Annotated in this window: 18 protein-coding genes and 1 tRNA gene; 12 read left to right on the top strand and 7 right to left on the bottom strand. The window is 65.4% G+C overall.

The genetic code is table 11. The annotated features are described in order from the left end of the window. Window positions 1–13: 13 nt before the first annotated feature. The 5 genes from ACQR07_RS16555 to ACQR07_RS16575 all read left to right on the top strand — a co-directional run bounded on the left by ACQR07_RS16555 (window position 14) and on the right by ACQR07_RS16575 (window position 4065). Window positions 14–253, top strand: a complete 240-nt coding sequence (locus tag ACQR07_RS16555) for a hypothetical protein (protein WP_434903290.1) — start codon at window positions 14–16, stop codon at window positions 251–253. Between the two features lie 158 nt (window positions 254–411). Further along, entirely contained in the window at window positions 412–2427 is a 2016-nt protein-coding gene (locus ACQR07_RS16560; protein ID WP_434903291.1) for an acetyl-CoA carboxylase biotin carboxylase subunit, read from the top strand. 106 nt (window positions 2428–2533) lie between these two features. After that, on the top strand, window positions 2534–3400 hold the full coding sequence (locus ACQR07_RS16565; RefSeq protein ID WP_434903292.1) for an isocitrate lyase/PEP mutase family protein: 867 nt from the start codon (window positions 2534–2536) through the stop codon (window positions 3398–3400). Then, on the top strand, window positions 3397–3699 hold the full coding sequence (locus tag ACQR07_RS16570; protein ID WP_434903293.1) for an acylphosphatase: 303 nt from the start codon (window positions 3397–3399) through the stop codon (window positions 3697–3699). The genes ACQR07_RS16565 and ACQR07_RS16570 overlap by 4 nt, the downstream gene beginning before the upstream one ends. A 96-nt stretch (window positions 3700–3795) precedes the next feature. Beyond that, window positions 3796–4065, top strand: a complete 270-nt coding sequence (locus ACQR07_RS16575; RefSeq protein ID WP_434903294.1) for a hypothetical protein — start codon at window positions 3796–3798, stop codon at window positions 4063–4065. A gap of 19 nt (window positions 4066–4084) precedes the next feature. On the opposite strand, the gene ACQR07_RS16580 is transcribed toward ACQR07_RS16575, so the two are convergent. Further along, window positions 4085–4894 (bottom strand): class I SAM-dependent methyltransferase, encoded by an 810-nt coding sequence (locus ACQR07_RS16580; protein ID WP_434903295.1) that lies wholly within the window; start codon window positions 4892–4894, stop codon window positions 4085–4087. A gap of 144 nt (window positions 4895–5038) precedes the next feature. Here ACQR07_RS16580 and ACQR07_RS16585 point away from each other — a divergent pair, with 144 nt between their 5' ends. Genes ACQR07_RS16585 through ACQR07_RS16595 form a run of 3 tightly spaced genes read left to right on the top strand, consistent with a single transcriptional unit; the run spans window position 5039 to window position 7717 of the window. Beyond that, on the top strand, window positions 5039–5608 hold the full coding sequence (locus ACQR07_RS16585; RefSeq protein ID WP_434866691.1) for a GbsR/MarR family transcriptional regulator: 570 nt from the start codon (window positions 5039–5041) through the stop codon (window positions 5606–5608). Between the two features lie 16 nt (window positions 5609–5624). After that, entirely contained in the window at window positions 5625–6284 is a 660-nt protein-coding gene (locus ACQR07_RS16590; protein WP_434903296.1) for a DUF4166 domain-containing protein, read from the top strand. Further along, window positions 6281–7717, top strand: a complete 1437-nt coding sequence (locus ACQR07_RS16595) for a TIGR01777 family oxidoreductase (RefSeq protein WP_434903297.1) — start codon at window positions 6281–6283, stop codon at window positions 7715–7717. Before ACQR07_RS16590 ends, ACQR07_RS16595 begins: the two co-directional genes overlap by 4 nt. A gap of 13 nt (window positions 7718–7730) precedes the next feature. On the opposite strand, the gene ACQR07_RS16600 is transcribed toward ACQR07_RS16595, so the two are convergent. After that, on the bottom strand, window positions 7731–8771 hold the full coding sequence (locus ACQR07_RS16600) for a helix-turn-helix domain-containing protein (RefSeq protein WP_434903298.1): 1041 nt from the start codon (window positions 8769–8771) through the stop codon (window positions 7731–7733). 58 nt (window positions 8772–8829) lie between these two features. Next, on the bottom strand, window positions 8830–9687 hold the full coding sequence (locus ACQR07_RS16605) for a LysR family transcriptional regulator (RefSeq protein WP_434903299.1): 858 nt from the start codon (window positions 9685–9687) through the stop codon (window positions 8830–8832). A 108-nt stretch (window positions 9688–9795) separates the two neighbouring features. On the opposite strand from ACQR07_RS16605, the gene ACQR07_RS16610 reads away from it, so the two are divergent. After that, the gene (locus tag ACQR07_RS16610; protein ID WP_434903300.1) at window positions 9796–10224 is read left to right on the top strand and encodes a tautomerase family protein; all 429 of its coding nucleotides are present in this window, start codon (window positions 9796–9798) and stop codon (window positions 10222–10224) included. Window positions 10225–10230: 6 nt separating this feature from the next. Here ACQR07_RS16610 and lipB read toward each other — a convergent pair whose 3' ends face one another. Continuing rightward, a complete protein-coding gene (gene lipB, locus ACQR07_RS16615) occupies window positions 10231–10953 on the bottom strand; it encodes a lipoyl(octanoyl) transferase LipB (RefSeq protein WP_434903301.1) in 723 nt (240 codons plus the stop codon). 65 nt (window positions 10954–11018) lie between these two features. Between lipB and ACQR07_RS16620 the strand changes: the two genes are divergently transcribed. Both ACQR07_RS16620 and ACQR07_RS16625 read left to right on the top strand, forming a co-directional pair. Beyond that, the gene (locus tag ACQR07_RS16620; RefSeq protein ID WP_041750832.1) at window positions 11019–11267 is read left to right on the top strand and encodes a FliM/FliN family flagellar motor switch protein; all 249 of its coding nucleotides are present in this window, start codon (window positions 11019–11021) and stop codon (window positions 11265–11267) included. 134 nt (window positions 11268–11401) lie between these two features. Beyond that, window positions 11402–11486 (top strand) — tRNA-Leu (locus ACQR07_RS16625). Between the two features lie 26 nt (window positions 11487–11512). On the opposite strand, the gene ACQR07_RS16630 is transcribed toward ACQR07_RS16625, so the two are convergent. Next, window positions 11513–13021, bottom strand: coding sequence for a tyrosine-type recombinase/integrase (locus ACQR07_RS16630; protein ID WP_434903302.1), 1509 nt, complete (start codon window positions 13019–13021; stop codon window positions 11513–11515). 71 nt (window positions 13022–13092) lie between these two features. After that, complete coding sequence (locus tag ACQR07_RS16635; RefSeq protein WP_434903303.1) at window positions 13093–13314, bottom strand: hypothetical protein; 222 nt, start codon at window positions 13312–13314, stop codon at window positions 13093–13095. Window positions 13315–13795: 481 nt separating this feature from the next. On the opposite strand from ACQR07_RS16635, the gene ACQR07_RS16640 reads away from it, so the two are divergent. Then, the gene (locus tag ACQR07_RS16640; protein WP_434903394.1) at window positions 13796–14407 is read left to right on the top strand and encodes a recombinase family protein; all 612 of its coding nucleotides are present in this window, start codon (window positions 13796–13798) and stop codon (window positions 14405–14407) included. A gap of 932 nt (window positions 14408–15339) precedes the next feature. Here the strand turns inward: ACQR07_RS16640 and ACQR07_RS16645 are convergent. Next, window positions 15340–16539, bottom strand: coding sequence for an IS256 family transposase (locus ACQR07_RS16645; protein WP_434903304.1), 1200 nt, complete (start codon window positions 16537–16539; stop codon window positions 15340–15342). Window positions 16540–16637 lie beyond the last annotated feature (98 nt).

The raw sequence follows: 16637 nt of genomic DNA on the forward strand, positions 1-16637 counted from the left end.
TCGCCATCACGCCATGCCGTCTGAACCGCGCCCCAACCTCGAAAGCCAGACCAGTGCCTGCGCTGGAGACAGCGATGCCCAGGCGCTCGATGCCGCCGTGGATCAGGCCATCGCCGCCTGCGGCGGCGACCTGCGCGCCACCATTCGCGCGCTGATTGTTGCGAACGATTATCTGGAGACCGAGGTCACAGAGCTGATGAAGGCCGTGTCGCACGCCTATATGCGAGGGCGTTTCCACAGCTATTCCGGGTGACGGGAGCGCCGGCTGCTGGCATGCCTGTGAGATGCGCGCAAACGCGCCCACAGGCGGGTTGCGCGCGGGCGATTTTGCTATAGACGAACCGCTTAAGCTCGCGGTGGTCGCGCCTGTGCCGTGAGCGGGGAGCCCGCCCAAAGGTATCAAGAAAAAACATGTTCAAGACCATTCTGATCGCGAACCGCGGCGAGATCGCCTGCCGGGTCATCAAGACCGCCCGCCGCATGGGAATCAGGACCGTTGCGGTCTATTCGGAAGCCGATCGTGATGCGCTGCATGTCGAGATGGCCGACGATGCCGTGCTGATCGGCCCGCCCGCCGCCGCCGAGAGCTATCTCTTGATCGACCGCATCGTCGAGGCCTGCAAAAAAACGGGCGCCGAGGCCGTGCATCCCGGCTACGGCTTTCTGTCCGAGCGCGAGGCGTTCCCGCGCGCGCTGGCTGAGAACGGCATCGTCTTCATCGGTCCCAATCCCGGTGCCATCGCCGCGATGGGCGACAAGATCGAATCGAAGAAGGCCGCCGCGAAGGCCAAGGTCTCGACCGTCCCCGGCTTCCTCGGCGTCATCGAGGACGCCCAGCACGCGGTGCGCATCGCCGACGAGATCGGCTACCCCGTGATGATCAAGGCCTCGGCCGGCGGCGGCGGCAAGGGCATGCGCATCGCGCATTCGACCAGCGAAGTGGCCGAGGGCTTCAATCTCGCCAAGGCCGAGGCCAAGGCCTCGTTCGGCGACGACCGCGTCTTCGTCGAGAAGTTCATCGTCGATCCGCGCCACATCGAGATCCAGGTGCTCGGCGACAAGCATGGCAACGTGATCTATCTCGGCGAGCGCGAATGCTCGATCCAGCGCCGCAACCAGAAGGTCATCGAGGAGGCGCCGTCGCCGCTGCTCGACGAGGCGACCCGGCGCAAGATGGGCGAGCAGGCGGTCGCGCTGGCCAAGGCCGTGAACTACGACTCCGCCGGCACGGTGGAGTTCGTCGCCGGCCAGGACAAGAGCTTCTACTTCCTGGAGATGAACACCCGTCTGCAGGTCGAGCATCCCGTGACCGAGCTCGTCACCGGCATCGATCTGGTCGAGCAGATGATCCGCGTCGCCGCCGGCGAGATGCTTGCGCTGGCGCAGAAGGATGTTGCGCTGACCGGCTGGGCGGTGGAATCGCGTGTCTACGCGGAAGACCCGTTCCGCAGCTTCCTGCCGTCGATCGGCCGTCTCGTGAAGTATCGCCCGCCGGCCGAGAGCAAGGCTGACGGCATCACCGTGCGCAACGACACCGGCGTCCAGGAGGGCGGCGAGATCTCGATCTATTACGATCCGATGATCGCCAAGCTCGTCACCCACGCGCCGTCGCGCGCTGCGGCCATCGAGGCGCAGTCGACCGCGCTCGATGCGTTCTATGTCGACGGCATCCGTCACAACATCCCGTTCCTGTCGGCGCTGATGAACCATCCGCGCTGGCGCGAGGGCCGGCTCTCGACCGGCTTCATCGCCGAGGAGTTTCCCAAGGGCTTTGCCGCCCGTGCGCCGGAAGGCGAGATCGCGCGTCGGCTCGCGGCGGTGGGCGCCGCAATCGATCACGTGCTCGGCGAACGCAAGCGGCAGATCTCGCAGCAGATGATCGGCCGTCCGGTGAAGCGGCAGGGCCGCCGCGCCGTCTGGCTCGGCCGCGACGAGATCCTGCTCGACATCGCCAGGGACAATGGCGCAATCACCGTCCGCTTCGTCGCTGCCGACGGCAAGGTCGGCGCGCCGCATCAGCTGGTCTCCGACTGGAAGCCGGGCGATGCGGTGTGGCACGGCACCATCGATGGCGCGGCCATCGCGGTGCAGACGCGGCCGATCCCCAACGGCGTCCGCCTCGCACATCAAGGCGTCGAAGCGCCGGTCTACGTCTACACCGAGACTGAGGCGACCGCGGCGCGGCTGATGCCTGTGGTCACCTCCGGCGACAGCGGCAAGAAGCTGCTGTGCCCGATGCCGGGTCTTGTGGTCTCGATCGCGGTGACCGAAGGGCAGGAGGTCAAGGCCGGCGAGACGCTGGCGGTGGTCGAGGCCATGAAGATGCAGAACGTGCTGCGAGCCGAGCAGGACGGCACCGTGAAGAAGATCCACGCGGCCGCGGGCGCCACGCTCGCCGTCGACGCGCTGATCCTGGAGTTCGCGTGAGTCTAACCGCCGTCATTGCGAGCGAAGCGACGCAATCCAGGGCTCGGCACACGACTCTGGATTGCTTCGTCGCTTCGCTCCTCGCAATGACGGAGAGAGGGGCATTATGACCTTCCGCACCCGCCGAGAAGCGCTCCGCACCATCCTCGCTGGCGACCACTGCATCCATCCCGGCTCCGTCTATGACGCGATCTCGATCCGCATCGCCGAGGACCTCGGCTTTGCGCTCGGCATGTTCGGCGGCTCTGCCGCCTCGCTCGCCATCCTCGGCGATCCCGACATCGCGCTGATCACCTTGACCGAACTCGCCGAGCAGATGCGGCGGATGTCGCGCGCGGCGGCGCTGCCGGTGCTGGTCGATGCCGATCACGGCTATGGCAACGCGATGAACGTGCGCCGCACCGTGCAGGAGCTGGAAGCTGCCGGTGCCGCCGGCCTCACCATCGAGGATACGCTGCTGCCGCAGGCGTTCGGCGTCGACAAGCCGCAGCTGATCTCGCTCGCCGAGGGGGTCGGCAAGGTGAAGGCTGCGCTCGACGGCCGCGGCGATCCGTCCCTGGTCATTCTCGGCCGCACCGGCGCCGTCTCCATCACCTCGCTCGATGACGCGATCGCGCGTGCCAAAGCCTATGAGGCCTGCGGCGTCGACGGGCTGTTCTTCACCGGCATCACCGCGCGCGATCAGCTCGATGCCATCGCCGCGGCGACGTCGCTGCCGATCGTGCTCGGCGGCGCGCCCGAGTCGATGTCCGATCTGGACTATCTCGCCGCGCGCCGCGTCCGCGTCGCGCTGCAGGGCCATGCCCCGATCGCCGCCGCGACATTGGCCGTCCACGAGACGCTGAAGGCGTTGCGCGAGGGTGTCTCGCCGAAGCAGCTGAAGGGATTGCCGCCGTCCGACCTGACTGCGCGCGTGATGCGCGAGTCCGACGTCAAGCAGCGCCTGCGCGCATTTCTGGGTCTGGCACCATGAGCGACCGCGCCATTGCTCACGTCACGGTTCACGGTCGCGTGCAGGGCGTCGGCTATCGCGCCTGGGTCGAGGACCAGGCCATCCTGAACGGCCTCGACGGATGGGTCCGCAACCGCAGCGACGGCAGCGTCGAGGCGGTGTTCGCGGGACCTGCCGATGATGTCGCGGCCATGGTCGCGGCCTGCCGCAAGGGACCGCCGGCTGCGCGCGTCGATGACGTGATCGACGCGACAGGGATGACCGATCAGCTCAAGCTGCGTCGGCCCGGCGAGTCGTTCTCGGTGCTGCCGACGGCGTAGTTGGCACGACTCCAGATCTCTATTGATCGTGGTCCGACGGGACATTCAAGAATCTGCGATCATCGAACGTCGAGTGATCGTGGACGACCAACGCCTATGGCAGAATTCTTCCTGGCAGCACTTCGCCTCGTTCTGGAATTGGTTCTTTATGCGCTGCTCTATGCGACGGGGCGGCTGATCTTGCCCTTGATCTCGCTCGGTCGCATCAAGGTCGCTCCGTTGCGCGAGCCGCTCGGCCGCGCCCGGGTTGTTCCTACCCGGTCGACCGGCGACATCGTGGCGGGCGAAGGATGGTGCACGCTTGTTGGAGTCGTGTTCTGGGCCGCATTCATTCTGCTGTTGGTGCATTTCACCCGCAGTCCATAGCGCTTGTTCCGGCTCTTGCTCACCCCGCTGAGATCACCAGCGCCTGGATTCGGCCCTCGATCGGACCATCGCCGAAACGGCGCGCCAGCGCCTCGGCAACCGCCTGCGTGGTGGCCGCGAGCCCCGGCGTGCCTCGCGCATCGATCTCGCCGCGCATCGGCGTACCCTGGCAGAATGCCATCGCCGGCACATGCGGCGAGGCCGCGCGGCTGCGATGGGTGACCGTCTCAATGACGATGTCGGTGAAGCCGGCTGCGGCCAAGTCCGCCTCGATCTGCGCCGCGTCGAAATAGCCGTGCGGCGTGCGCGTGAAGAACTGCGGCGGGTTGTCCGCGAAGACCTGCTGCAGCGTCTCATGGACAACATGAGGAATCTCGTTCTCCTCGATCCTGTCCCAGACGTTGAAGATGAAACGACCGTCCGGCCGCAGCACGCGGCGCGCCTCGGCATAGCCCTTGACCCGGTCAGGGAAGAACATCACGCCGAACTGACACACGACGGCATCGAAACTCGCGCCGGCAAACGGCAGGGCGAGCGCATCGGCTTGCTGCCATGTGATCCGCTTCTCATCCGTAAGGTGAGTCTTCGCCTGCATCAGCATCGGCTCGTTGAGGTCGGTCGTGGTGATGCGGACGTCTGGCGGCAGCTGCGCCTGCAGCGCCCTGGTGACGACACCGGTTCCCGCCGCCGTCTCGAGCACGTCGCGCGGCTGCCGCGCCGCTGTGCGACGTGCGAGGTCCTGCGCATAGGGCTCGAAGATCAAGGGAACCATGAGCTGATCGTAGATCTGCGGGATCGATCCAGTGAACGCCTTGTCGGATGCGGTCATGGCTTGCTCCGGTTCCAATGGGGCAGGGAGGCTTGTCGCCGACGTTGAAGTGTGCGCCTCGACGTCCGTCTTGCCAATCGTCCGCCGGGTTCAAGGCAAAGAGCGGCACTTGACATCAGCTCTTTTCAGTCAGATATTTCTGTCATGACAGAAATAACCGGCAAGAAGAAACTTCCTCCCGCCGTCGAGCGCTTCATCCTCAATTGGGGCGACATGGGTGACCAGTGGGGCGTGAACCGCTCGGTGAGCCAGATTCACGGCCTGCTGTACCTCGCCGAGAAGCCGATGACGGCGGAGGACATCGCCGACACCCTCGGCATGGCGCGCTCCAACGTGTCGAACTCGTTGAAGGAGCTGCTCGCCTGGGACTTGATCCGGCGCGTCCCGATCCTCGGCGACCGTCGCGACCACTACGAGGCCGAGACCGACATCTGGGAGGTCGCGCAGCGCATCGCCGCCGGCCGCAAGCAACGTGAGATCGATCCCGCCATCGCGGCGCTGCGCGCCTGCGTCGCGGAGGCCACCGGCGATCCGACGATCAGCGCGGTCGCGAGCAGACGCTTGAAGGACATGCTGGCGTTCACCGAGCTGGTCGACCGCTGGTACGCGCAGATGCTCCGGGTGCCACGGCCGCGGCTGGTGGCGCTGATCAAGCTCGGCGAGAAGATCGCAAACCTGCTGCCATCGGGACGATCGAGGTCCGGCAGCGATTAGTTGAGTGGAGGGCGTCATGGTGAGCTTACGGCATCTCGGATCTACAGCCCCCGCCAACGCCAGGCTCCATGACGATCACCGGTTTCGCGCGCTGCTGTCGCCGGAGGATTGGGGGCGGCTGCCGGTGTCGATCTGGCGCCGCTTCTCGAAGCGGCTCGTCGACGGCGCGACCGTCGTCTATGTCGGCGAGGTCGATCAGGCCGAAATCAGCCGCGCGGGCTTTTGGTTCGCGCAGGCCGCGCGGCTGATCGGCGGACCGTTGCCGACCAGCGCAAACACCGGCGTTCCGATGATTGTCGCGGTGACCGAGGACGCCGCAAGCGGCGGCCAGATCTGGACCCGCATCTGCGGCCGCCCACACGGCTTTCCGCAGGTGATTCATTCGGCCAAGCGGTTCGCCGGTCCGACGGGACTGGAGGAATATCTCGGCTGGGGGCTCAGCATGAGCCTGCGCGTTCGCGTGACCGACGGTGCGCTCGTCTTCCACAGCTCAGGCTACACCGTGTCTGTCGCCGGCCGGCGCTGGCCGCTGCCGCGCTGGCTCACGCCCGGCGATCTCACCGTCACGCATTCCGACCTCGGCGCGGGCGCCTTCCGTTTCGCGCTCGAGATCGTTCATCCGCGCTTCGGCCGGATCATCCGCCAGAGCGCCGTGTTCCGGGAGTCTGCACCATGACGCCGCTGCTCTGGTCCCTGATCGCCGTTCAGATCGTGATGGGCGTGTTCGATACCTTCTATCACCACGAATTCACCGAGCGCCTCGCATGGCGACCGTCGCAGCGGAACGAGCTGAAGCTGCACGGCATCCGCAATCTGCTCTACGCCCTGCTGTTCGCCGTCCTCGGCTGGAGCGAGATGCACGGGATCTTTGCGATGCTCGTGCTCGCGGTGCTGGTGGCGGAGATCGCGATCACCTTGACCGACTTCGTCGAGGAGGACCTGACGCGCAAGCTGCCGCCGAGCGAGCGCATCAATCACACGCTGCTCGCGATCAACTACGGCGCCATTCTGATGCTGCTGGTCCCCGTGCTGATCGGCTGGGCGATGCGGCCCTCCGCGATCGTGCCGGAGTATGCCGGTCTGCTGAGCTGGGTCGCCGCGGCGGCCGCCATCGGCGCCAGCCTGTGCGGCCTGCGCGACTTCACCGCGGCGAGGCGGCTTGCCCGGATGTCGCAGCCCGACGCAAGCGAGCTTTTCGCCGCATTGCCGCCAGCGCAGACGGTGCTCGTCACCGGCGCCACCGGATTCATCGGCACACGCCTGGTCGCCGGCCTCGCCGCTTCAGGCCATCACGTCATCGCTCTGGTGCGAGATTCCGCACGAGCCGCCGCCTTGGCGGCGCCGCTGACCTCGATCACCAGCCTCGATCAGATCGCGTCCAACACGCGCATTGATGCGATCGTCAATCTGGCCGGTGAGCCGATCGGCAATGCGCCATGGACGGCCGCGAAGCGCGACAAGATCCTGCAGTCGCGGATCGTCACGACGGAGGCTGTCGTAGCCCTGATCGCGCGGCTCGACCGCAAGCCGAAGGTGCTGGTCAACGGCTCCGCGATCGGCTGGTACGGTCTGTGGCAGGACCAGCCGCTGACCGAATCCGCCAAGTCGCATGGCTGCTTCAGCCATGACCTCTGCGAGGCCTGGGAGCAGGCGGCGCGCGGCGCGGAGCTGCACGGCGTGCGCGTGGCGATGCTGCGCATCGGCCTCGTGGTCGGCCGCGATGGCGGCTTCCTGTCGCGCATGCTGACGCCGTTCGAGTTCGGACTCGGAGGCCCGCTCGGCTCCGGCGCGCAGTGGATGTCGTGGATCGAGCGCGACGATCTGATCCGACTGATCGCGCACGTCATCGCCACCGGCAGCATCGCCGGACCGGTCAACGCGACCGCGCCGCTGCCGGTGCGCAATCTCACCTTCACGGCCGAGCTGGCGCACCGCCTGCGACGCCCGGCGCTGCTGCGTGTCCCCGCCGCGCTGCTGCGCCGCCTTGGCGGCGACTTCGCCGAGGAGCTTCTGCTCGGCGGCCAGCGCGTGGTGCCCAACAAGGCGCTGTCGAGCGGCTTCGTGTTCCGGCATCAGAGCCTGCGCAGCGCGCTGGAAGCGATCCTGTGACGCGCCACGCTGCTCACGAACGTCCGGCGCGCGTCATCGTCGCCGATGGCAGCTCGCCGAACGTGGCGCGGTAGTAGCGGGCGAAGTGCCCGGCATTGGCGAAGTTGCAGGCGGCCGCGGCCGACGCCACCGTGACGGCTGGATCGCCGGAGCACAGCATCTCATGCGCGCGGCGGAGGCGGACGGATTTTGCAAAGGCGATCGGGGAATAGCCGCGCACCCGCTCGAACACGCGGAAGATCGAGCGGGCGCTGACGCCGGCCTCGCGCGCCAGGCGCTCGATCGTGATCGGCTCGCGCCAATTGGCCTCGATATAGTCCTCCAACCGCTTCACCAGTCCGAACTCCGGCATCGGGGCGGGGTCGATGAGCTTGTCGCGGAAGCGGTGACGGCTGGCACAGAGAAAGGCGACGTGCACCGCGTCCTCCAGCTCGCGGGTGACGGCGGCGGGGAACGCGGCGTCCTGTTCGCTCAGCTGGGTCGTCAGGAAAACGAGCAGCTTGAAAAGGCTGCGGGCTTGCGGGTCAGCCGCCGGAATCCAGGGATCGATCGTGTAGTCCGCACGCGGCCGGACGCCGACCAATGCCGTCAAACGCTGCCGCAGCACCGCCGGATCGAGCCGCAGCGTCAGCCGGCGATGTCCGCCATGGCAGGCCATCTGCCAGGGCACGCCCGCCGACGCGACGGCGAACTGCTGCTCGGTGACGTCGGTCGCCTCACCGCCGACGCAGCTGACCGCGCGTCCGCTCAACGCCATCTGTACCCGAATGAAATCGGCGGGTCGGTGGTCGGAGACCATGTCGCAGGTGGTGGTGCCGAAGGCGAGGCCGATGGTTTCGAGCTCGATCAGATTGACGATGGCCTCGAAGCGGTCGGCGTTCCTGAAATCCACGCGCACGGCGCCGAGCTTGCGGCCGGCGATGTCGCGCAGCACCTCGGGGTTGGAGGTCCGGAGCAAGGCGTGGCGATGCAGCGGCTCAGGACCGATGGTGCCCGTGGGGCTCGGTTGTGGTGAGGCGCTGACCATGTCAGCTGCGGTCAAGAGACGGTTCAAGCCGCAGCTCCTGATCTCCGAAATTAACCTATGCTACATCACGGCCCGTCGCCGTCAATTAATTCGATGATGCCGCGCTTCGGAATGCCGCAGCCAGCGTGCGCAACGCGGCGCGTTTGCGCGCATCGCCGACCTTGGCGTGAAGAATGACCTTCGATCGCCCGAGTTTCGGCAAGCCGAGGCTTGCTCCCGCGTCGGCCAGTCCGGCAGGCGCGATTCGTCGCGCGAGGGGAGCGATTGCGAGACCGGCCTGGGCCGCCGCCACGACCGCAGCCACGCCGCCGCCGACGAAGGCCTCGACGAAGGGCCGCTTCGCCTTTTCCAGCGCACGGACCGCGAGGGATCGCACGCCGCACGGCGCGGACAGCGTCGCCAGCGGCACGGGGCCGCCGGCAGCAGCGCGAAAGCGCGGGCTTGCGAACCAGCCGAACTCATCGTCGGCCAGGGTCTCGCCGCCGCGCCGCGAGGCTTCCTGCCGTACGATGACCGCATCGAGCGCGCCGGCATCGTAGCGGTCGAGCAGATCGCGCGAGAACCCGATGCCGACCGACAGGGTCAGCTCGGTCGTCATCGCCTGAAACTGCTGCAGCATTGGCACCAGCTCCGGCCCCGCGGCGTGATCGCTGATGCCGAGGGCCAGGCGCGGCCGCAGGCGAGGCGTTCCGGCCAGCGCGAGGTCATGCGCGGCCACGAGTGCCCGGGCGTTCTCCGAGAACGCTGCGCCGTCTGCCGTCAAGCGGACCGCGCGCGGCGAGCGTTCGAGCAGACGTTTTCCGAGCGCGGCCTCCAGCCGCTGCAGCTTCAGGCTGACCGCGGCCTGTGTCGTGCCGAGCGCCTCTGCCGTGCGCGTGAAGCTCTGCAGCTCCGAGACGAGGAGAAAGGCGCGGACCGCGCTGATGTCGAGCGTTGGCGTCATTACGAAGTCTTATCATTGATATCATCAACCATAGCATACAGAAATGATGCTCCCGTTGCTAGGTTCTCAGGCGTACCGCGGCGCCGCCGCCTGAACGGAGAGACCACCATGCCCCTGATCAACATCGTCTATGCGAGCCAGCGCCGCTCACCGTCGCTGAAGACGGAGATCGCCGAGGCCGTCACGGCATTGACGGCGCGTATCCTGCGCAAGGATCCCAAGGTCACCGCCGTGATCGTCTCGGAGGCGGATGCGGCGGACTGGTTCGCGGGCGGCGCGTCACTCGCCGAGCAAAGGCTCGCCAGCTACTGGATCGACGTTCACGTCAGCGAGGGGACCAACACCAAGGACGAAAAGGCGGCTTATCTCGCCGCCGTGTACGCCCGTATGGCCGAACTGATCGGCCCGCTGCACCACGAGACCTATCTGCATGTCGACGAGGTGAGGGGAGACGCCTACGGCTTCGGCGGACTGACGCAGGAGCGCCGCTATGTCGCCGGCAAGCTGGGCGTGCCGGCGGAGCAGGGCGGAGCCTGAGCCCGGCTAGGCGGTTTCCGGCAGGCTCGCGTTGACCGCGCCGAACACGCTCTCGAACGCCTGCCGGAACGCAACATCGACGTCGGCGAGCCCGACCGGCAGGCCGAGATCGACCAGACTGGTGACGCCGTAGCGCGGATCGGTCACGCCGCAGGGCACGATGGCCTGGAAGTGCGACAGGTCCGGCTCGACATTGATGGCGATGCCGTGGAAGGTCACCCAGCGCTTCAGCCGCACGCCGATGGCCGCGATCTTGTCCTCGAAACCGTCACCCTTGTCCGGCCGCTTGACCCAGACGCCGACGCGATCCTCGCGCCGCTCGCCGCGGACATTGAAGGCATCGAGCGTGCGGATGATGGTCTCCTCCAGCGCCGCGACATAGGCGCGCACATCCGGCCGGCGGCGCTTCAGATCGAGCATGACATAGGCCACGCGTTGGCCAGGGCCGTGATAGGTGACCTGGCCACCGCGGCCCGTCGACACGAACGGAAAGCGCGGATCGCGCAGGTCCTCCGGCTTGCCGGAGGTGCCGGAGGTGTAGACCGGCGGGTGCTCGAGCAGCCAGACCAGCTCCGGCGCCTCACCGGCGGCGATCGCGGCGGCCCGCGCCTCCATGAAGGCGGTTGCCGCGGCGTAGTCGACCAGCGAATCGGAGATTCGCCAGTCCACGGCATTTCCCGGGGGGCCGGCGAAGGTGGTCAGGTCGAGGGATTCGCGGCTGTTAACCATTGGCTAACCACAACATGGTGATGTCTTCGGTAACGGAATCTAGTCGTGACTTCGGTGGTCCTGCAGTGTCAACCCTCGACAAAGTGACAGTCGACCTGATGGTCGTCCTCGGCACCTGCTCCATGCCTATCCACCAGGTCCTGCGCCTGTCGCGCGGCGCCATCATCGAGCTCGACGCCACCGAAGCCGACGACGTCAAGGTGCTGGCGAACAACCTGCCGATCGCCAACGGGGTGGTGCTGGTCGATCGCAACCGCATCGCGGTGGAAGTCAAGGAAATGCTGCCGCGTTCGCCCACGGCGCACTCGCGCTAGCCCCGTTGCGAAGCAAAAAAACGTCCACAATTCCTGGATTTCGGGGCCGAGCGGGCCTTGTCCCCCCGGCATCGATTTGATACACGGGCGCCATTGATCCGGTGCCGATCTGTCCTGGTTCCGGCTTCTCCTTCGCGCTCGTGGCGGAATTGGTAGACGCGCTGCCTTGAGGTGGCAGTGGGTAACACCGTGGGGGTTCGAGTCCCTCCGAGCGCACCACAAACCCACATCTTCCCTTGAAATCGTTACAGTTTTTTTCGGATGTTACCCGGGAATGTTACCACTCCGTTCCCGCGACCTGTTCCTGTCTTGTTTTCGTGAGGCCTTCGCAGAAAATCATCGAGCGACTGGCTCTGATCGAAGGCCACGACCTTGTCCATGCCGCTCATTCCGAGCTTCTCGCGGTTCGCTTGAGCAATGTAGTGTGCGGGCATTTTCGGGTCCGTCCATCCGAACATCGCCATCATCTGGCTCTCGGTGCATTCGGCGTAGGCGGCGACTTCGGCTCGCGCCTTGCGCACGCCGTGGCAGCTCTTCTTGGGCTCATTGACGTCGGCCAGAACGGCGTACTTCTTGAACTTCATCGCCCAAGCTTTCTTGTTCATCGGCAAAACGCGGCCCCTCACGCATTTGCCAGTGAAAACCTCCGCGCCGATGATACCGGCCGCTCGTGCCGCGCGCAGGCTCTCGGCGAATTCCGGGTGCACTGGCACCGTGACGGTCGTGTTGCCCCGGCTCTTCTCCGTTGCAATCTGGACTGCCATCTTGCGGACGATCTGGCGCAGATGCGGTGGTCCGAAGCGGTGAGCATCACCCAGCCGCAGAAAAGTGTAGTGGAGGATGTCGAACATCAGCCGCGCCTCCGTGCCAAGCGGCCACCTGGCCCGATAACGCGTCATGTCCTCCTCGGTCCAGGGCAGAAAGCCGCCGCTCTCGCGCGAGGCCCTGGCCTTGCCAGATCGCAGCCCAATCGTTGGATCGTCGTCTTCGTTGAGGTGGCCCTCATCGATCATCCATCGCACCATGCCGCGAAGCGCAGACAAAAGGTTGCCAGCCTGCGACGGCGTGCGCGCCTTCATCTCGGCCTTGATCACCTTCCGGTTCAGAACCGCGAAAGGCTTTTCGCCGTTCTCGGCAAGAAGGCTTTCGATGAGTCCGGTCCTCTGCAGCCGCGTCGAGGGGGCAAGACCCTCTTGGCCGACGCTGAGATCGCCAAGCCAATGGTCGCTTTGTCGGTATCCATGCCAGTACCAGCGTAGCGTGCTGGGCTTGGGGGCCGAAAGCGGTGCAGTAGGGCAGTGCTCAGCGCGCTGCTTCTGCGCGTTCACATAGTCGCCGGGATTGCCGTAGAGAGCGATCTGAGCGGTCACGGCAGCATCCACTTCGCAATCGAACGCACGCGTACCGAAGTCAGCTGTGATCCGGATTTTCGGCAACCGATTCCGAAGCTGAACATAGTATCGCGTCTGACCACGCTGACTGACGTCGACATAGAGATAGCGACGCTCGGGCTGTTCTGGTGTGACATCGGCTCTGACGCGGCGCATACGCAAAACTCCTCCAAGCGCGGCGACGGCCGCCTCGTAGGCGGCGTCGAAGGCCGGCGTACCGTATTCCTCAGAAACCCCGATCCGCCGTCCCTTGCGGCTTACCTTGACGTACCAGCGTAGCGAGCCAGATTCGGAATAGTTGAAGTAGAGATACATGCGCCGATCGCCGGGCGCGCGGGCATCGCGTCGATCGCCATCAAGCATTGGTCTGCTCCGTGAGCCAATGCTTGGAGTCTACGAATCCGCGGATTCTGCATCAATGCGAAAAGTACGTTTCAGCCGCTTTCGGAGCCGTTCAGATAGCGCTGAAGCGCTTCTGATGGTGCCCAGGTTTCGACGCAATCATTTACCGGCCCAATCGGTGCCGGGCCGGGAGCAAGTGATATCCGGATGGTGCCGTCGGCGGCGATGTTGACCTCGTTGGCGCCGGCCTCCTTCGCGGCTCGTATCGCTCGAGCGATATCGGCCTGAGTGACTTTAGCAGGACGCCGGGGCATGAAACTCCTCCTAACGGCGGATTGGGCAGCACTCGACAGAAACATAATGAAAGCGTGCTCTTCGCAATCGCACCATTCATCTCGTTGAAGAGAGAGGTCGAGATGAAAGGCTGAAATTTCCCTCCGCAAAAGAGCTGACCAGGCTGCAGAGGGCTTTCGGCTAGTATGGCGCAGAATCGGACTGCCGACGCCGTGCGGCTCAGGGGGGCGCCGGGTTGCACGTTCTCCGATTGGAAGATCCGCCTCCGTCGAAATGGCTTTGTGGCGCACCCTGGAAGGGTCGCATGACGCCTGACCCAGTTGGTTCGATTGCCCTGAAGAGCTGCTGACTCTTCATCAGCGGGGCCCAGGTTCGAGCCCAGGTGCGCCCACCATGCCTAAAGCCAATCGCCCAGAGCTCGGTTCAAGAGATCCATTTGACCAACCGATTTGAACCATGTACATGAAAACCATCCATGGTGAACCGTGGATGGGGGTCGTCATGTTTGTCCGCGCGTACCTTCGCGCCTCCAACTTGGAGCAGGACGCTCGCCGCGCCAAGGGTCAGCTCCAGGCTTTCGCTTCTGAGCGCGGCCTCAAGATCGCAGCATGGTACGTAGAGAAGGAGAGCGGCGCGAAGCTTTCCTGCCCGGAGCTTTTTCGGCTGCTGGCTGATGCCTCGTATGAAGACGTCCTTCTTGTCGAGCAGGTAGATCGGCTCTCTCGCCTCACCGTCCCTGACTGGGAACGGCTGAAGGGAGAACTCATGACCCGTCGCTTGAGGGTGGTGGCGTTAGACTTGCCGACCTCGTGGATGATGGCGACCAACACCGCCGACGAGTTCACCGGCCGCATTTTCGAGGCCATCAACGCTATGCTTTTGGACATGCTCGCTGCTGTTGCCCGCAAGGAATACGAAGAACGATGGCGCAGGCAGGCTGAAGGGCAAGCAAGGGCGAAGGCTGAGGGACGCTACAAGGGAAGGCCTGAGAACACTGAGCGCAATATTGGTATTGCTAGCATGCTCGCTGCTGGCCGATCTTGGACCGCTATTCAGCAGGCTACTGGCTGCAGCCGCACGACGATCGCCAAGATCGCGAAACGGCAAGCATAGCAGGCTGCGTGAGAACCTAAAGCCCCATCCTGCTCCAGCGTTGAGGCAGTCTTGCGCCCTCATCACCTCTTAGGGCCCGGGCCTGCCGAGGGGCACACGGGTAGGGAATGGCTTGTGCAGTTCTCACGACGAACCCTTCGAATTCATGACCTCAAAAAGCCAAGCGGGCCGGGTTCTCTCGGCGCTTCGCTCCGAGAGGTCTGCTCTTGGGATGCATCAACAAGAGCCGTTGCGAGGAGGCTGATTCCCGCATCGCGACCAAGGATGACCAGCAATGCATGAGCCACCGGGCTCAAGCTCTTGTGGGCAAGGCAAGGCCCCGCGTGCGTGTGCCCAGGAGGCGGCCGCTGCAGCCATGGCGGCCGCGCCACCAACTCCACGTTCTCGCGTCGAGACGTCGTCGGGGTCCAAGATGCCAGCACTTGCACCGCTTCTCCGGCAGCCTCGGCGTTGCATGACAATGCACCTCGGCATAGGGAACTACCGCACAAACTGCTACTGAAGTCGGGTGGTCTAGAGCCCACCGCTCACGAGCTCCATGAAGGCATCGCATCACGGCGGAAATCCACTCATGCGCTTTGCCGTCTATGGTGTCGCTCGCCGGAGGCACTCGCGTCCGGGACTGCCGCTTCGCGGCATCGCTATCACTGTCCCGAACGCGGGTGCCTTATTAACCGGTCTCGCGACCGCACTCGGTCCCGGGTCCCACCGCTGACGCGGTGGCCGCTATGCTGACCCTCCTGCGGGTGCCTTTTCTGCCTTCGCTCCGCTACGGCTCTATTGGTCGAAACGTGCGAGCTGGCTGGTTATCAAATCAGCAAAAGGGTTGAAATTGCGGGATGATGGTCGACGGAAATGTCCCGACGATCGTGTCCCGTGTCGTGGTGTAGCTCGCGGTGGGTCACCGCGTTCGCCGGCGAGAGCCGGGCTGGTCAGCTGGCGATAGCCTGAAGGCTGACGGTGGGATCATCGCTCATCGGTGCGATGGTTTCCAGTGTCACATAGCGGGCTCGCTGGACGGCCCATTCGTCGTTTTGCTCGAGCAGGATCGCGCCGATGAGGCGGACGACGGCATCCTCATTTGGGAAGATGCCGACCACCTCGGTGCGCCGCTTGATCTCTCCGTTGAGCCGCTCGATCGGATTGGTGGAGTGCAACTTGGTCCGGTGCTGGGGCGGGAACGTCATGTAGGCGAGTACGTCGGTCTCGGCCTCGTCGAGGAAGCCGGCCAGCTTGGGCAGCTTGGGGCGGAGCTGATCGGCGACCTTGCGCCACTGCGTTTTTGCGGCATCGGCATCGTCCTGGGCGAACGCGGTGGCGATGAAGGCGGAGACCACGCGGCGCCCGCTCTTTCCGGCATGGGCCAGCGCGTTGCGCATGAAGTGGACGCGGCAGCGCTGCCAGCTGGCGTTGAGCACCTTGGCGACGGTGGCCTTGATGCCCTCGTGGGCGTCGGACACGACGAGCTTGACGCCGCGCAGGCCGCGGCGGGCGAGCTTGCGCAAGAACGCGGTCCAGAACGTCTCGGCTTCGGAGGGCCCGACGTCCATGCCGAGAACCTCGCGCCGGCCGTCGCTGTTGACACCAACTGCGACGATCACCGCCACCGACACGATGCGCCCGTTCTGGCGCACCTTCACGTAGGTGGCGTCGATCCACAGATACGGCCAGTCGCCCTCGATCGGACGGCCGAGGAAGGCCTTCACCTTGTCATCGATCTCACCGCACAGCCGGCTCACTTGGCTCTTCGAGATGCCGGTCATGCCCATGGCCTGCACCAGGTCATCCACCGAGCGGGTTGAAACGCCTTGCACATAGGCTTCCTGGACCACGGCGGTGAGCGCCTTCTCGGCCATCCGGCGCGGCTCTAAGAAGCCCGGGAAATAGGAGCCCTTACGCAGCTTGGGAATACGCAGTTCGACCGTACCGGCCCGGGTCTCCCAGGTCCGGTCGCGGTAGCCATTGCGCTGGGCCAGACGCTCGGGGTTCTTCTCGCCGTAGCCTGCTGCGGTCTGGCTTTCGACCTCCAGCTCCATCAGGCGCTGGGCGGCAAAGCCGATCATCTCGCGCAACAAATCCGCATCAGGGGTCTTCTCCACGAGTGTTCGCAGGTTCATCATGTCGTCGGTCATCGGTGGGTCCTCGGTTGCGTTGGCGTGTCGCAACCCGATCCTACCGGAGAACTGCCGATGACCACCGCAAAGCCGCCCGCCCGCTACGGCGCTATGTA

Origin of the sequence: Bradyrhizobium sp. HKCCYLS20291, assembly GCF_051167715.1 — a bacterium.
Classification (GTDB): domain Bacteria; phylum Pseudomonadota; class Alphaproteobacteria; order Rhizobiales; family Xanthobacteraceae; genus Bradyrhizobium.

Excerpts from the sequence above, each read along its gene's own strand:
- ACQR07_RS16555 (WP_434903290.1), top strand. The coding sequence starts at position 14 with ATGCCGTCTGAACCGCGCCCCAACCTCGAAAGCCAGACCAGTGCCTGC.
- ACQR07_RS16560 (WP_434903291.1), top strand. The coding sequence starts at position 412 with ATGTTCAAGACCATTCTGATCGCGAACCGCGGCGAGATCGCCTGCCGG.
- ACQR07_RS16565 (WP_434903292.1), top strand. The coding sequence starts at position 2,534 with ATGACCTTCCGCACCCGCCGAGAAGCGCTCCGCACCATCCTCGCTGGC.
- ACQR07_RS16570 (WP_434903293.1), top strand. The coding sequence starts at position 3,397 with ATGAGCGACCGCGCCATTGCTCACGTCACGGTTCACGGTCGCGTGCAG.
- ACQR07_RS16575 (WP_434903294.1), top strand. The coding sequence starts at position 3,796 with ATGGCAGAATTCTTCCTGGCAGCACTTCGCCTCGTTCTGGAATTGGTT.
- ACQR07_RS16580 (WP_434903295.1), bottom strand. The coding sequence starts at position 4,894 with ATGACCGCATCCGACAAGGCGTTCACTGGATCGATCCCGCAGATCTAC.
- ACQR07_RS16585 (WP_434866691.1), top strand. The coding sequence starts at position 5,039 with ATGACAGAAATAACCGGCAAGAAGAAACTTCCTCCCGCCGTCGAGCGC.
- ACQR07_RS16590 (WP_434903296.1), top strand. The coding sequence starts at position 5,625 with ATGGTGAGCTTACGGCATCTCGGATCTACAGCCCCCGCCAACGCCAGG.
- ACQR07_RS16595 (WP_434903297.1), top strand. The coding sequence starts at position 6,281 with ATGACGCCGCTGCTCTGGTCCCTGATCGCCGTTCAGATCGTGATGGGC.
- ACQR07_RS16605 (WP_434903299.1), bottom strand. The coding sequence starts at position 9,687 with ATGACGCCAACGCTCGACATCAGCGCGGTCCGCGCCTTTCTCCTCGTC.
- ACQR07_RS16610 (WP_434903300.1), top strand. The coding sequence starts at position 9,796 with ATGCCCCTGATCAACATCGTCTATGCGAGCCAGCGCCGCTCACCGTCG.
- lipB (WP_434903301.1), bottom strand. The coding sequence starts at position 10,953 with ATGGTTAACAGCCGCGAATCCCTCGACCTGACCACCTTCGCCGGCCCC.
- ACQR07_RS16630 (WP_434903302.1), bottom strand. The coding sequence starts at position 13,021 with ATGCTTGATGGCGATCGACGCGATGCCCGCGCGCCCGGCGATCGGCGC.
- ACQR07_RS16635 (WP_434903303.1), bottom strand. The coding sequence starts at position 13,314 with ATGCCCCGGCGTCCTGCTAAAGTCACTCAGGCCGATATCGCTCGAGCG.
- ACQR07_RS16640 (WP_434903394.1), top strand. The coding sequence starts at position 13,796 with ATGTTTGTCCGCGCGTACCTTCGCGCCTCCAACTTGGAGCAGGACGCT.
- ACQR07_RS16645 (WP_434903304.1), bottom strand. The coding sequence starts at position 16,539 with ATGACCGACGACATGATGAACCTGCGAACACTCGTGGAGAAGACCCCT.